This is a genomic window from Pseudomonas sp. PSKL.D1 (assembly GCF_028898945.1).
Classification (GTDB): Bacteria; Pseudomonadota; Gammaproteobacteria; order Pseudomonadales; family Pseudomonadaceae; genus Aquipseudomonas.
Map to the genome: position 1 here is coordinate 4426280 of NZ_CP118607.1, position 13992 is coordinate 4440271.

The following is a 13992-nucleotide window of genomic DNA, read 5'->3' on the forward strand; positions in this document are numbered from 1 at the left end:
AGAGGCCGGCACAATCGGCACAAGACAGTTGTTCCCACAGGCGACGCAAAAAAAAACCACGAGGTCTCCCTCGTGGCTTTTCGATCACAACCTGGCGGCTTACAGCGCCATGTCGTTCTCAGGCTTGCTTTCCAGCGGCGTGGTCACGCCAGTGGTGGTGCCGACGCTCTGGTCGATCACCGGCGGCTTCTCCAGCTGCAGGATTTCGGCAGTGTAGTTCCACTCTTTTTGAGTGGCAGCGGCCGAATCGTTCAGCTTGGTACCGTAGCTCGGGATGATCTCTTTGATCTTGGCCTGCCACTCTGGGGTAGCGACCTTTTCCTTGAACACGGTTTCCAGCACGTTCAGCATGATCGGCGCAGCGGTCGAAGCACCAGGCGATGCACCGAGCAGGCCGGCGATGGTGCGGTCTTGCGAAGCCACAACCTCGGTGCCCAGCTTCAGCACGCCGCCCTTCTCTTCGTCACGCTTGATGATCTGCACGCGCTGGCCAGCCTGCCACAGTTTCCAGTCTTCCTTCTTGGCGTTCGGGAAGTAGGTGCGCAGGGCTTCGAAGCGGTCGTCGTCAGACTGCATCAGCTGGCCGGCAAGGTATTCCACCAGCGGGTACTGGTCGATACCCACGCGGGCCATCGGCCACACGTTGTGGGTGGTGGTGCTGCTCAGCAGGTCCAGGTACGAGCCGTTCTTCAAGAACTTGGTCGAGAAGGTGGCGAACGGGCCAAACAGGATCACGCGCTTGCCGTCCAGCACGCGGGTGTCCAGGTGCGGAACCGACATGGGTGGCGCGCCAGTGGAGGCGATGCCGTAGGCCTTGGCCATGTGCTGCATGGCAACGGTCGGGTTCTCGGTTACCAGGAACGAACCGCCCACCGGGAAGCCTGCGTATTCCTTGGCTTCAGGAATGCCCGACTTCTGCAGCAGCTTCAGTGCGCCACCGCCGGCACCGATGAACAGGAACTTGGCATCGGTGACCGACTCGGTGCCGTCCTTCAGGTTCTTGTACTCGACGCGCCACGAGCCGTCTTCGTTGCGGGTGATGTCCTGGACTTCGCTGGACAGCTTCAGGTCGAACTTGTCCTGGGTCTTCAGGTGGCCAACGAACTGGCGGGTGATCTCACCGAAGTTGACGTCGGTGCCGATCGGCGTCCAGGTCACGGCCAGCTTCTGGTTAGGGTCGCGGCCTTCCATCATCAGCGGGACCCACTTGGCGATCTGCGCGTGGTCCTCGGAATACTGCATCGGGCGGAACAGCGGGCTGGCCTGCAGGGCGTCGTAACGCTTCTTCAGGAACTTGATGTTGTCATCGCCCCAGACGAAGCTCATGTGCGGGGTGGTGTTGATGAACGAGTGCGGGTTCTTCAGCACGCCCTGGCGCACTTGCCAGGCCCAGAACTGGCGGGAGATCTGGAACGATTCGTTGATCTCGATGGCCTTGGAGATGTTGACGTTGCCGTCTTTGTCTTCCGGGGTGTAGTTCAGCTCGGCCAGCGCGGAGTGGCCGGTACCGGCGTTGTTCCAGCCGTTGGAGCTTTCTTCGGCCACGCCGTCCAGGCGCTCGACCATCTCCATCGACCAGCTTGGCTCCAGCTCGTGCAGCCACACGGCCAGGGTGGAGCTCATGATGCCGCCGCCGACCAGCAGCACATCGACTTTCTTGGTTTCTGCGGCGTGCGCTTGCATGAAGCTCGCGGCAACAGCCAGACCCAGCAGGGTCTTGCCAGCTTTCTTGAACATTGATTTATTCCAGTCAGTAGAACGGAGGGGGCTGTGGCTAACCCGGGTATTCCATGTTCTTCAGCGCAGGCTTTTTGTTGATCATTGTTCAGCAGCCAGAGAACCAGAAAACGCCCCAGCCTTTTGTCGAATTGACCGACAAGGCTGAATCGTTTCGCCGATTGTAACTGAAATGCCAGCACAAAAACGAGCGTCAAGACGGCAGGTTGTCCCAGTGGCAGGTTGTCACGCCGCACCTGACCGCAGATGGCAAAGCGCGATACCCTACGGGCCTGCCCACGCACTGCCCAAGAGGAATTCCCCATGCTCGGCGTCACCGACTACGGCGCGTTCGTCATCGCCTTCATCATCGTGCTGGCCATCCCCGGCCCCGGTAACTTTGCCCTGATCACCGCCACCGGCAAGGGCGGCATCAAGGCGGGCATGGCGGCGACTTGCGGGGTAATCCTCGGTGACCAGGTGCTGCTGTGGCTGGCAGTGGCGGGCGTTGCCACCCTGTTGGCGGCCTACCCTGCAGCCTTCCACGTGGTGCAATGGGCCGGCGCGGCCTACCTGGCGTACCTCGGCATCCGCATGCTGCTGAGCAAACCCGGCGCGCCGCGCACCAGCCGCATGGACAACGGCCACTTCCTGCGCCAAACGATGATGATCACCCTGCTCAACCCCAAGGCGATCATGTTCTACATGGCGTTCTTTCCGCTGTTTGTCGACCCGGTGAAGCACCAGGGGCTGGTGACATTTGGTTTTCTGGCGGCGACCGTGGCGGTGGTGACGTTTTTGTATGGGTTGATTGCCGTGGTGCTGACCCATCACCTGGCCGAACGCATGCGTGCCAACCCGCGGATCGCCAACCTGTTCGAGCGGTTGGCGGGGGCTTGTTTGGTGGGGTTCGGGATCAAGCTGGCGGCGATGCGTTAACGCAGGGCTGTATTGCCTGGAGCGGCCCTATCGCGGATGAATCCGCTCCTACAAGGGCGGTGTAGGAGCGGATTCATCCGCGATAGGGCCAGCACTAACGACGCCCCCGGAAGTATTCACTGAGAAACTCCACCGTCACCTTCACCTTCGCCGAGTTCAGCAACGGCGAGGTATGCACCGCCCAGATGTCAGCTGCCTGGAAGTAGTCGCCAAGCACGTGTACCAGTCGCCCGGCTTGCAAATCTTCCCGGATATCCCACATCGACCGCAGCAGGATGCCGCGCCCGTCCAGGCACCACTGGCGGGCAATTTCGCCGTTGTTGGTCGACAGGCTGCCGGTCACCTTCACCGTCTCGGGGCCTCTGGCGCCGGTCAGGTTCCACACGCCAAACGGGTGATCGCGCTCCTTGATCACCAGGCAGTCGTGCTGGCCCAGTTCCGGTAACGATGCCGGCGTGCCACGTGCGTCCAGGTACTCAGGGCTGGCGCACAACACCCGGTGATTCTTTGCCAGCGGCTTGGCAATCACATGAGGTGAAATGTCGTTGCCGACGCGAATGTCGAGGTCGACGCCCTCCTCCACCAGGTCCACCAGGCGGTCCTGAATGTCCAGACGAATGTCCAGGCCGGGGTAACGCACCGCCAGTTCCGCCAACGCCGGCGCCACCATCCGCCGCCCAAGGCCGGGGCTGCTCACGACCCGCAACAGGCCGCTGGGTTCGCCATGCAACGTGTCGATCTCATCCCCCAGCTGGCTCACCTGATACAACAACTGCTGCGCCCAGCGGCTCACCCGCTCGCCATCGTCGGTCAGGGTGACGTTGCGGGTGGTGCGGTGCAGCAGGCGCAAGTTCAGGTCTTGCTCCAGGCCACGAATACGCTTGCTGACAAACGCCGGAGACATGCCAAGCTCGTCCGCGGCGGCCGTGAAGCTGAAGCGGCGGGCGACCAACAGGAAGACTTTCAAGTCGTGCAGGCTGGGCAGATTGTTCACGATTCAGAAACCAAGTTTCCACAGAAGCGCTGATTTTGTCCGATTTGAATACGATTAGCCTAGTGCTTCCTTCATTGCACAGAGCACCTGCCCATGACCACCAAACCTTTTCGCATCGCCGCCATCCCGGGCGACGGCATCGGCCTTGAAGTGTTGCCAGAAGGCATCCGGGTATTGGAAGCCGCCGCGCACAAGCATGGCCTGGCGCTGCAGTTCGACACCTTCGAATGGGCCAGCTGCGACTACTACCTGCAACACGGCAAGATGATGCCCGACAACTGGGCCGAGCAACTCAAGCAGTACGACGCCATCTACTTCGGGGCCGTAGGCTGGCCCGACAAGGTTCCTGACCACATTTCCCTGTGGGGTTCGCTGCTCAAGTTCCGCCGCGAGTTCGACCAGTACGTGAACATCCGCCCGGTGCGCCTGTTCCCGGGCGTGCCGTGTGCCCTGGCCAACCGCAAGGTCGGCGACATCGACTTCGTGGTAGTGCGGGAAAACACCGAGGGCGAGTACTCGTCGGTGGGCGGCATCATGTTCGAGAACACCGAAAACGAGTTTGTCATTCAGGACTCGATCTTCACCCGCCGTGGCGTCGACCGCATCCTCAAGTACGCCTTCGAGCTGGCGCAAACCCGTGAGCGCAAGCATGTGACCTCGGCCACCAAGTCCAACGGCATGGCCATCAGCATGCCCTATTGGGACAAGCGCACCGAAGCCATGGCGGCAAACTACCCGGCGGTCAGCTGGGACAAACAGCACATCGACATCCTGTGCGCGCGCTTCGTGCTGCAACCCGACCGCTTCGATGTGGTGGTGGCGTCCAATCTGTTCGGCGACATCCTCTCCGACCTGGGCCCGGCCTGTGCTGGCACCATCGGCATCGCGCCATCGGCCAACCTCAACCCCGAGCGCAACTTCCCGTCGCTGTTCGAGCCGGTGCACGGTTCGGCACCGGACATCTTCGGCAAGAACATCGCCAACCCGATTGCGATGATCTGGTCGGGGGCGATGATGCTGGAGTTTCTGGGGCAAGGTGATGAGCGCTACGTGGCAGCCCATGACGATATCCTCGCGGCCATTGAAGCGGTCATTGCCGAAGGCCAGATCACCCCTGACATGGGCGGCCAGTGCTCCACCCAGGAAGCGGGCGATGCCATCGCTCGGCGGGTGGCGGCACGCTGAACCTGAACGCTGCAACCCGGCAGTGCTGCCGGGTTGCAGGCAATGCCACTAGCCGCCCAGCGGATACTCGATGGCCAGGCGTATTTGATCGGCGTCCAGTTCAGCCTGGGCCGTGTTGCCGCGGTGCACCGCGTGGCGCAGGGTGATCGCCAGATTGCGCGCCGGCCCCGACTGCACCACGTACTTGGCTTGCAGGTCACGCTCCCAGTGCCGGCCATCCTTGCCATAGCCAAGCCAACTGTAACCGCCGGACGGATCCATGTGGCTGCCATCGATGCCGCTACCACGCACATACAGCGCCGAGAACGACAAACCCGGCACCCCATAGGCGGCCATGTTCAGGTCATAACGCGCCAGCCACGATGCTTCCTGCGGGGCGTTGAAGTCGGAAAGCGCCACGGCATTGCTGAGAAAAATCGCACCGCGCGTCACATAGTCGAACGGCGTGTCGCCATCGATCTTCTGATAACTCACCCCAAAGCTGTGGGCGTTGTAGCGGTAGGTGGTGAGCAGGCTCCAGCTGGTGTTGTCAATTTCCCCGGACAGCGACTTACCGGTGTCCTGTGTGCGATACAGGTTCAGGTCGAAGGTGAGTTGCTGTTGCTCGCTCAATGGCAAGGTGTAAAACAAACCAAGGTAGTGCTGGCGCCACGAGTCTTCGTATTTGCCACTGAACACACTGGCCGTCAGCCCCTCCAGCGCCGAGGTACGCGCGCCGACCAGTTCATAGCGGTCGCCCTGCCGGCCATTCGAGTAGTTGACTACAAAGCCCCGGTCATGGCTGTTGGCGTTGCGGTCGGTGCTTTCATTGAAACGGCCGGCGTAGAGGGTGGTTTTGGGCAGCTCACGGCTGCTCAGGAACCAGCCGGTGGCGGTTTCCGGCAAAAGGCGGCTGTCGGAGGATGAGAAGATGGGCGTCTTGACCCGTTGCTCGCCGTAACGCAACTCGGTCGACGACACCCGCATTTTCACCGCCGCGCCACCACGGCTGAATTCGCGCTTGGGGTGGCCGTCGTTATCAATGGCCAGCAGCCGGGCCTTGCCGGCCCGGCCACCCCCGCTGTCCAGTTCACGGCCAATGTAAAGATGGCCATCCAGGCCGAAGCCGACAGTGCCGGTGGTAAAGCCCGAGCTGAAATCCCCCATCAGCCCGTAGGCGGCTTCTTCAGCCAGGTCGCTGCGCTCAGCCCTGGGTTTATAGGCGTTGCGTGCGCCGTTGCTCACGGCACCATGGCGGTAGTCTCGGCGGTCGTACAGTACTCGGTTGAACAGGCTCCACTGGCTGTCGGCCACGAAGCCCTTGCTGTTGTCCTGCTCCGAAGCGTGGGCAAGCAGGGACTGCCCACCCAACGCCACAATCAAGGCGGGTGTCGAAATGATCTTCACGATGAACTCCCGGAAAACTGCCGATCCACAACGAAGGCGCCCGCCTGGCAGGCGCCGTTTACGTATCAGAGGTATTTGAGCCAGGCAATGTCGCGGCGGCGCTGCTTGAGGTTGGCGAACCAGCGCGTAGGGAAGAACAGCGCCACGCCCAGAATCACGCTCCACAGCCACACGGCCGGCAGGTCGTCAAAGCCGTAATAGTTGCCCTGGTTAGTGCCCCATACGGCAACCGCCAGCAGGTACATGGCCTTGAGCACATACAGGTGCAGCAAGTAGAAAAACATCGGCGCACCGCCGTACACCGCCAGCTGCGCAGTGGACCAACGGTCCTGCAGCCGCTCGAACAGTGCCAGCAGCAAAAGGCCAAGGCCCAGGGTGGGCATCAGGAACATCAGTGATGGCGGGTATTTGGTAGCGCTCATGAAGCTCATGAAGGTGCGCAGGGCATCGCCGGTGTGCACCCACGGTTTTTCGCCATACACGTTGAGGTAGCGGATGAACACGAAGGCCACCAGCACCCCGGCACCCAGTTTCACCAGGCGTGCAGCGCGCTCGGCCGGTGCCATATCCTTGCCAAACCACGGGCCGATGCCCCAGCCCAGCAGAATCACGCCGATCCACGGCAACACCGGGTAGGTGGTGCGCGCACGGGTAAAATCGGTCAGCTCGATGAACACGCGCTGATGCAGGATCGACCAAGGCACGAAGAAGGGCGAATCCGGCCCCACCACCACGCCGTCGAGCAGGTTGTGCCCGGCCACGATCACCAGCCCCGCCACCACCAGCCAGCTGCGTTTGAAATGCAGCAGGCCGGCCAGCACGATCATGCAGATACCGATGCACCAGATCACCTGCAGCCACAGGGTTTTAGGCGGGAACTCGGCGTTCCAGGCAAAGCACACCACGGTCAGCTCCAGGATCACCAGGAACAGGCCGCGCTTGAGCAAGAAGATCGACGTCTCCTTGAGGGTATGTTTCTGGCTGTAAAGGTAGGCCGACAAGCCCGTCAGGAAGATGAACACCGGTGCACAGATTTCGCTGAGCATACGGGTGAAATACAGGTCGGGGGTGACGCTCAGGGCGTCGATGGGGTCGGTGACCTGCCGGTGCAGCAGGAACGTTTCCCGCACATGGTCCACCAGCATGCACAGCATCACGAAACCGCGCAGGGCATCGATGGCCAGCATCCGGGTATTGACCACCACGGCAGCCGCCGGGCGCGCAGAAGCCAAGGCTCCCACCCGCCCCGTCACTTCAGAAGTAAGGGACATATGAGTTACTCACGTTGTCGAGCATTGATCGAAAGCCCGCCAGAACGGCCGGGGTCTGCAAACCGTTGCGGTTATTCGGACGCTTTGGCCAACCGTGCCTTTTCGGAAGCAGGCAGTTGCGAGGGCGCGCGTGGCAAGGGCGCCTGGCCGGTATTGCGGTAGAACGACAAGGTCGAGCTGTAGCTTTTTACGTCATAGCTTTGCGGCTGCTGCTGCGCGTCCAGGCGCTGGCCGGGGGCGGTCACCTTGTATTCGGCAGCCACCACATAGGTGCCCTGCCAGGGCAGCTCGAAGCTCACGTTGCCGTTTGCATCTGAGGTTTGGGTGAACACCTGGCCAGAGCCGGTTTCCAGCAGCACGTTCTGGTCGGCCAGTGGTTTGCGCAGGTAGAACACCTGGAACTGTGCGGTGTTACCGCTCGCTTCCCCAGTCGGCACGATGTCCAGGTCCAGCTCAGGCTGGCGTTGGCGCAGGTCACCGACCCAGCGGGTGGCGGGGGTCCAGTAAGCCTTGAGGTTCTTGCCCTGCTCGTGCAGTTCGAAAATCGGGTATTGCAGGTCTGCCGCCAGCAACGTGTCCTGCGGGGCTGGCTGATGTGCAACGCTAAACGCATCGCGTTGCTGCGCCAGCGCTGTGCTGCCCTGTGCCGACCAGCCCTTCAGTGCCTGGAAGCGATCCAGCCCGCCCGGGGTCACTTCAAGCACGTTCTTGTCATACTCGCCGTAGCGCAGCACCAGCGCCTGTGGCGAGGTGGGCTCGAACCAGATCTGGTGTGCTTGCGCGCCACCGATGCCACTCAACAACCCGTACCCCAACAACAGTGCCGAGAACCTTTTTTTCATTCGCGGATACCTGTGCCTTCGATGGATCCATACTCCCGGCCAATACCCGGGAGCGCCCTGTCCTGCCAGATGAATTACACCCCAGGGCAAAATGAAATTTGTTTCATTTTCATAACCGGCAGGCCCATGAAATTTCGTTTTGGCACTGCAAACAGCGTTAAATGCGGCCTGCGCCAGGCTGGCGCGCAGGGCGTTGTGTTGGGAGGGAAATGTGCACTGACGGTGCAGGCGCTATTGATTGCCTATGCGGGCCTCTTCGCGGAGGCACGCACAGAAACAGGAAGGGGATATCAGTGGCGCAGGAGCTTGCGCAGGGGCACGCCTTCTTTCATCACAGGCGATTTGATGACGATGTAGCTGAAGTACTTGGCAATGCCGATGTTGCGGTCCAGCAATTCTTCGACCACTTCCTGGTAATGCTGGATGCTGCGGGTCATGAAGCGCACCAGATAGTCGTAGCCACCGCTGATCAGGTGGCATTCGAGCACTTCGTCGACCAGCCGGATGTTCGATTCGAACTTGGCGAAATCTTCGCGCTTGTGGTCACTGAGCGACACCTCAGTGAATACCGTCACCGACTCGGTGATCTTCGCCAGGTTCAGGTGCGCCTTGTAACTGGAGATGAACCCGGCCGCCTCAAGCCGCTTGACCCTTTGCAGGCACGGGCTGGCCGACAACCCCACGGCGTCGGCAAGGCTGACGTTGGTCATGCGCCCGTCTTTTTGCAATTCGACCAGAATATTGATGTCGATCCGGTCCAGCTTCAGCATTCCTTCCATGCCACGCCTCTTTGTTACTGCCAGGAGTAGGCCAATCTACCTGCAAAATCAGCGCCGTAATGCAATTTGATGCTGGCGCACCAAGTCGGCCATGCTGCTGATGCACACATCGGCGGTGCATGGCTGGCGATGGTCCAGGCGCGCGCGGCGGATCAGGCACAACCCGGCCGATGCCGGTGCCTGGGCCGGCTCACGCGACAGCAGCAATGCCTCGCTGGGTTCAACGCCCAAGTCTCTGAGCCAGTGCGACTGGTCCAGCGGGTGCGCTGCAGAGGACAACAAGTCGTCCGGCTCCAGCCCCAGCCGCTCGCACAGCTGCCCACGGTCCTCGATGTTGCGGTCCACCAGCACCAACAGGCGATAGAACTTGCGCAGGTACAGCATGGCCCCGGGCGCATCCTCGAACAGCGGCCAGTAAGGCACCGAGCGGGCGAAAGTCAGGCTCTCCTCCCAACTGGCCTTGCAGCCCAGCCGCTCGGCGATATGACGATGGGCAAAACACAGCATGCCGCTGTAACCCAGTTCATCGAAACGCGGCAGCAGTGAACGCATCACCGCCTTGTAATCGGCCAGCAGTGCGGCCCGCTCCGGCAGTTGCCGGCGGCCTTCGAACAGCGGCTGCAAGGCCGTCCATACGCCCGAGTCGCGGTCCACCAGCACTTCATCGCAATCGATCAGCAACACGCGGTAGTCAGTCAGCGCCATGACGATCGTAAACCTCCTGTGCAACGGTCATCGAATCAAGCGCCCCAAGCCGGCATTAGCCTGCACGGCTCGGGGCACGCGGTTCATTTTTCGATCAAGACGCATGCCAACGCTGTGTCGAGAATGCTCAAGGCTTCATCAACCTGCGCTTCGCTTGTCACCAAAGGTGCCAGGAACCGCACTACGTTGCGGTGTACGCCGCACTTGATCACCAGCAAGCCGCCGGCGCGCGCCTGGTCGATGATGCGTTGGGTGAGGTCTGCATCAGGGCTGGCCTGGGCATCGTCCTTGACCAGTTCCATGGCGACCATGAAACCGGTGGCCCGCACATCGCCGATCTGCCGGTAACGCGCCTGCAACGCCAGCAGGCCGTCACGCAAGCGTTCGCCCAGTTGCTGGCCACGTTCCACCAGCCCGTCGCGGGCATAGGTGTCGATTACCGCCAAGGCAGCGGCGCACGCCAGGGCGTTGCCGCCATAGGTGCCGCCCAGGCCGCCCGGCAACGGTGCATCCATGATCTGCGCGCGCCCCACCACGCCCGAAATGGGCAGGCCACCGGCAAGGCTCTTGGCCACGGTGACCAGGTCGGGCTGTATGCCGGAATGCTGGAAGCCGAACATTTTGCCGGTACGGCCAAAGCCGGTCTGGATCTCGTCGCAAATCAGCACGATGCCATGCTGCTCGGTGAGTGCGCGCAAGGCCTGCATGAACTCGACGGGCGCAGCCAGGAAGCCACCATCGCCCTGCACCGGTTCGATGATGATTGCCGCCACCCGCTCTGCTGCAACCTGGGTGGCGAACAATTCATGCAGCGCCGCCAACGCCATCTCGGTGCTCACCCCACGGTAGGCATCAGGATAGGGCGTGTGGAATACCTCGGGTGCGAATGGCCCGAAGTTCTGCTTGTAAGGCTGGCTCATGCCGGTCAGGGTCGTGCCCAGCAACGTGCGCCCGTGGAAGCCACCGCGAAACGCGATCACCGCCGAACGCTGGGTGTGGGCGCGGGCAATCTTGATGGCGTTTTCCACGGCTTCGGCGCCTGAGGTGAAGAACACCGCCTTGTGCGCCTGCTCACCGCCAATCAGGGTCGACAGCCGCTTGGCCAGTTCGATGTAGGGCTGGTACGCCACCACCTGGAAACACGCGTGGGAAATCCGCGCCAGTTGCGCCTGCACGGCGGCGACCACAGCGGGGTGGTTGTGGCCGATGTTGAGCACGCCGATACCGCCCACAAAGTCCAGGTAACGCCGGCCATCCACGTCCCACAGCTCCGAGCCCTGAGCCCGGTCGATCACCACCGGGTGGGCGGTAACGATACCGCGGGGCACGTACTGGTCACGTTGATGCAACAGGTGAGGGGCTTCGTCTACTTTACTGTTCATGGCATTTTCCATTGAGGTGCCGAGCAATCGGCAGGTGGCTGCGATGCAATCAGGTTAAAGGCTCGCCGAAGCCGACTTAGCCGAACTTGCCTGCCGAGAAACCCGGATCGACTGTTTTCACCCCTGCAAACGGCAGAATCCATCAGCCCCCCAACGCACCGCCGAATCTGCTGGCAGCCCCGCGATTGCAGAGGCCGCAAGCCGCTTGCCAGGGCGCTTTCGACAGATCGTGCTACGTGGCTCAGGCATGATGAAGGCCACTCTCAAACGTCTCAGGAGCTGTACATGGCCCTGCTCTACAAAGCCGACCCCGTGCGCGGCGAACACTGGAAAGCGCTGTTTGCCGAGCACGCGCCAGGCATCGATTTTCGTATCTGGCCCGACATCGGTAACCCCGAAGACATCGAGTACCTCGCTGCCTGGTTGGCACCGGATGACCTCGAACAGACCCTGCCCAACCTCAAGGTGTTGTTCGCCCTCTCGGCCGGCGTCGACCAACTAGACCTGAGCCGCATCCCGGCTTCGCTGCCCGTGGTACGCCTGCTGGACCCTGGCATCAGCCAAGGCATGAGCGAGTACGCCTGCTTTGCGGTCATGGCGCTGCACCGTGACATGCTGCGTTATCGTCAGCAGCAGTTGCAGGGGCAATGGCAGGCTCACCGACTGGTGCCCGCGGCCAATCGGCGTATCGGGGTGATGGGGTTGGGGCGCCAGGCGCAGCATATTCTGTCGAGCCTCAAGCCCTTCGGCTTCGCCCTGTCGGGCTGGGCCCGCAGCCAGCACCAGATAGAGGGTGTCACCTGCCACGCCGGCACCGCGCAATTGCCCGCGTTCCTGGCCCAGTGCGACATCCTGCTGTGCGCCCTGCCCCTGACCGAACACACCACGGGCATTCTCAACCACGAGTTGTTCGAGCACCTGCCCCCGGGCGCGGCGCTGATCAACATGGGCCGTGGCGGCCACTTGGTGGAACAGGACCTGCTAAGTGCGCTGGACAGCGGCCAGCTAAGCGCCGCCGTGCTGGATGTGCTGCAACAAGAGCCGGCCAGCCCGCAACACCCGTTCTGGAAGCACCCGAACATTCTGCTGACCCCACACATCGCCGCCATGACCCAGCCCGAAAGCGCCTTCCCCAACCTGCTGGAGAACATCCGGCGCTTCGAACGTGGTGAAGCCATGCAGGGCCTGGTCGACCGCAGCCAAGGCTATTGAGCTTCAATGGGCAACGCCCGGGCATGCTCGCCCGGCGTCGCCTGCACGGTGGCCTTCAGAGGCCACCCACGTGAAACGCCTTGACCTCCAGGTACTCGTCCAGCCCCAGGCTGGAACCTTCGCGCCCCAGCCCTGATTGCTTGATCCCCCCGAACGGCGCCACTTCCATGGAAATGATGCCCGTGTTCAAGCCGACCATGCCGAACTCCAGTGCCTCGCCAAAACGCCAGGCGCGGCTGAGGTTCTGGGTGAAGTAATAGGCGCCCAGGCCATAGGGCGTGGCATTGGCCATGGCCAGCGCCTCGGCTTCGTCGTTGAAGCGCATCAACGGCGCGACCGGGCCAAAGGTTTCTTCATTGGCCAGCAGCATGCCGGCGTGGGCATCACCCAGCACGGTTGGCTGCACGAACTGCTGGTCGGCCTGCACGCTGCCACCGCACAAAAGCGTGGCGCCTTTGCTCAAGGCATCGTCGATGTGGCGGGCAACCTTGTCCACCGCCGCCGCGTTGATCAACGGGCCGATGGTCACCCCGTCCTGCAGGCCATTGCCAACCTTGAGCTTGGCCACCTCCTCCACCAACCGCTGGGCAAAACGTGGATAGATGCCGTTTTGCACCAGAATGCGGTTGGCGCACACGCAGGTTTGCCCTGCGTTGCGGAACTTGCTTTGCATCACCCCCGCCACGGCCTGCTCAAGGTCTGCATCATCGAACACGATGAAAGGTGCATTGCCCCCCAGTTCAAGGCTCAGGCGCTTGATGTGCTCGGCGCTCTGGCGCATCAGCAGGCGGCCGACCGCCGTGGAGCCGGTGAACGAAATCTTGCGCACCGCAGGGCTTTCGGTCAGCGCCTGGCCAATGCCCGTCGGCATGCCGGTGACCACGTTGAACACCCCCGCCGGGATGCCGACCCGCTCGGCCAGCACCGCCAGCGCTAGCGCCGACAGCGGCGTGAGGTCGGAGGGTTTGACGATGATCGGGCAACCTGCCGCCAGCGCCGGCGCGCACTTGCGGGTGATCATGGCGTTGGGGAAGTTCCAGGGGGTGATCGCGGCGCACACGCCCACCGGTTGCTTGATGGTCATCACCCGGCGGTCATCACTGGGTGCGGGCAAGGTCTGGCCATAGGCGCGGCGGGCTTCCTCGGCAAACCATTTGACGAAGCTGGCGCCATAGCGCACTTCGCCTTTGGCTTCGTGCAGCGGCTTGCCCTGCTCGCGGGTCATGATCAGCGCCAGGTCGTCGAGGTTGTCGAGCATGGCGTGGTACCAGCGCTCCAGCCGCTGCGCACGCTCTGCCGCCGGCACCGCCCGCCAGGCCGGCCAGGCCCGTTCAGCGGCCTCGATGGCACGTTGGGTTTCGGCTGCCTGTAGCGCTGGCACATGGGCCAGGCATTCGCCGGTGGCCGGGTCCAGCACCGCCAGCGTGGCACCCTCATCGGCGCTGATCCATTGGCCGTCGACGTAGGCATGTTCCACCAGCAGGCTGGGGTCTTTCAGTTGGGCTTTGAGCATGATCGAGTCCTGTTCCGAGACACTTGCCAGTCTATGCAGGTGCCCTGGAAGAGGATGCTGAAAGCGCG

Annotated in this window: 12 protein-coding genes; 3 read left to right on the forward strand and 9 right to left on the reverse strand. The window is 62.3% G+C overall.

Annotated elements, in window-relative coordinates; genetic code table 11:
- Positions 1–99: 99 nt before the first annotated feature.
- Positions 100–1737, reverse strand: coding sequence for a malate dehydrogenase (quinone) (mqo, locus tag PVV54_RS19695; protein WP_274906847.1), 1638 nt, complete (start codon positions 1735–1737; stop codon positions 100–102).
- 303 nt (positions 1738–2040) lie between these two features.
- On the opposite strand from mqo, the gene PVV54_RS19700 reads away from it, so the two are divergent.
- Positions 2041–2655, forward strand: a complete 615-nt coding sequence (locus PVV54_RS19700; protein WP_274906848.1) for a LysE family transporter — start codon at positions 2041–2043, stop codon at positions 2653–2655.
- 94 nt (positions 2656–2749) lie between these two features.
- On the opposite strand, the gene PVV54_RS19705 is transcribed toward PVV54_RS19700, so the two are convergent.
- On the reverse strand, positions 2750–3649 hold the full coding sequence (locus tag PVV54_RS19705) for a LysR substrate-binding domain-containing protein (protein ID WP_274906849.1): 900 nt from the start codon (positions 3647–3649) through the stop codon (positions 2750–2752).
- A gap of 93 nt (positions 3650–3742) precedes the next feature.
- Between PVV54_RS19705 and PVV54_RS19710 the strand changes: the two genes are divergently transcribed.
- Positions 3743–4834: a tartrate dehydrogenase gene (locus tag PVV54_RS19710; RefSeq protein WP_274906850.1), complete on the forward strand. Its 1092-nt coding sequence runs from the start codon at positions 3743–3745 to the stop codon at positions 4832–4834.
- 48 nt (positions 4835–4882) lie between these two features.
- Here the strand turns inward: PVV54_RS19710 and PVV54_RS19715 are convergent, their stop codons facing one another.
- The 6 genes from PVV54_RS19715 to gabT all read right to left on the reverse strand — a co-directional run bounded on the left by PVV54_RS19715 (position 4883) and on the right by gabT (position 11199).
- Positions 4883–6211, reverse strand: a complete 1329-nt coding sequence (locus tag PVV54_RS19715; RefSeq protein ID WP_446731473.1) for an OprD family porin — start codon at positions 6209–6211, stop codon at positions 4883–4885.
- A gap of 74 nt (positions 6212–6285) precedes the next feature.
- Positions 6286–7407, reverse strand: coding sequence for a DUF1624 domain-containing protein (locus PVV54_RS19720; protein WP_446731474.1), 1122 nt, complete (start codon positions 7405–7407; stop codon positions 6286–6288).
- Positions 7408–7562: 155 nt separating this feature from the next.
- The gene (locus tag PVV54_RS19725) at positions 7563–8333 is read right to left on the reverse strand and encodes a DUF4198 domain-containing protein (protein ID WP_274906853.1); all 771 of its coding nucleotides are present in this window, start codon (positions 8331–8333) and stop codon (positions 7563–7565) included.
- A gap of 290 nt (positions 8334–8623) precedes the next feature.
- A complete protein-coding gene (locus PVV54_RS19730; RefSeq protein WP_274906854.1) occupies positions 8624–9112 on the reverse strand; it encodes an Lrp/AsnC family transcriptional regulator in 489 nt (162 codons plus the stop codon).
- 48 nt (positions 9113–9160) lie between these two features.
- Positions 9161–9817: an HAD family hydrolase gene (locus PVV54_RS19735; RefSeq protein ID WP_274906855.1), complete on the reverse strand. Its 657-nt coding sequence runs from the start codon at positions 9815–9817 to the stop codon at positions 9161–9163.
- 83 nt (positions 9818–9900) lie between these two features.
- Positions 9901–11199: a 4-aminobutyrate--2-oxoglutarate transaminase gene (gene gabT / locus PVV54_RS19740; RefSeq protein WP_274906856.1), complete on the reverse strand. Its 1299-nt coding sequence runs from the start codon at positions 11197–11199 to the stop codon at positions 9901–9903.
- A 285-nt stretch (positions 11200–11484) separates the two neighbouring features.
- Here gabT and PVV54_RS19745 point away from each other — a divergent pair, with 285 nt between their 5' ends.
- Positions 11485–12411 (forward strand): 2-hydroxyacid dehydrogenase, encoded by a 927-nt coding sequence (locus PVV54_RS19745; protein ID WP_274906857.1) that lies wholly within the window; start codon positions 11485–11487, stop codon positions 12409–12411.
- A 55-nt stretch (positions 12412–12466) separates the two neighbouring features.
- Here the strand turns inward: PVV54_RS19745 and PVV54_RS19750 are convergent, their stop codons facing one another.
- Entirely contained in the window at positions 12467–13924 is a 1458-nt protein-coding gene (locus PVV54_RS19750) for an NAD-dependent succinate-semialdehyde dehydrogenase (protein WP_274906858.1), read from the reverse strand.
- Positions 13925–13992 lie beyond the last annotated feature (68 nt).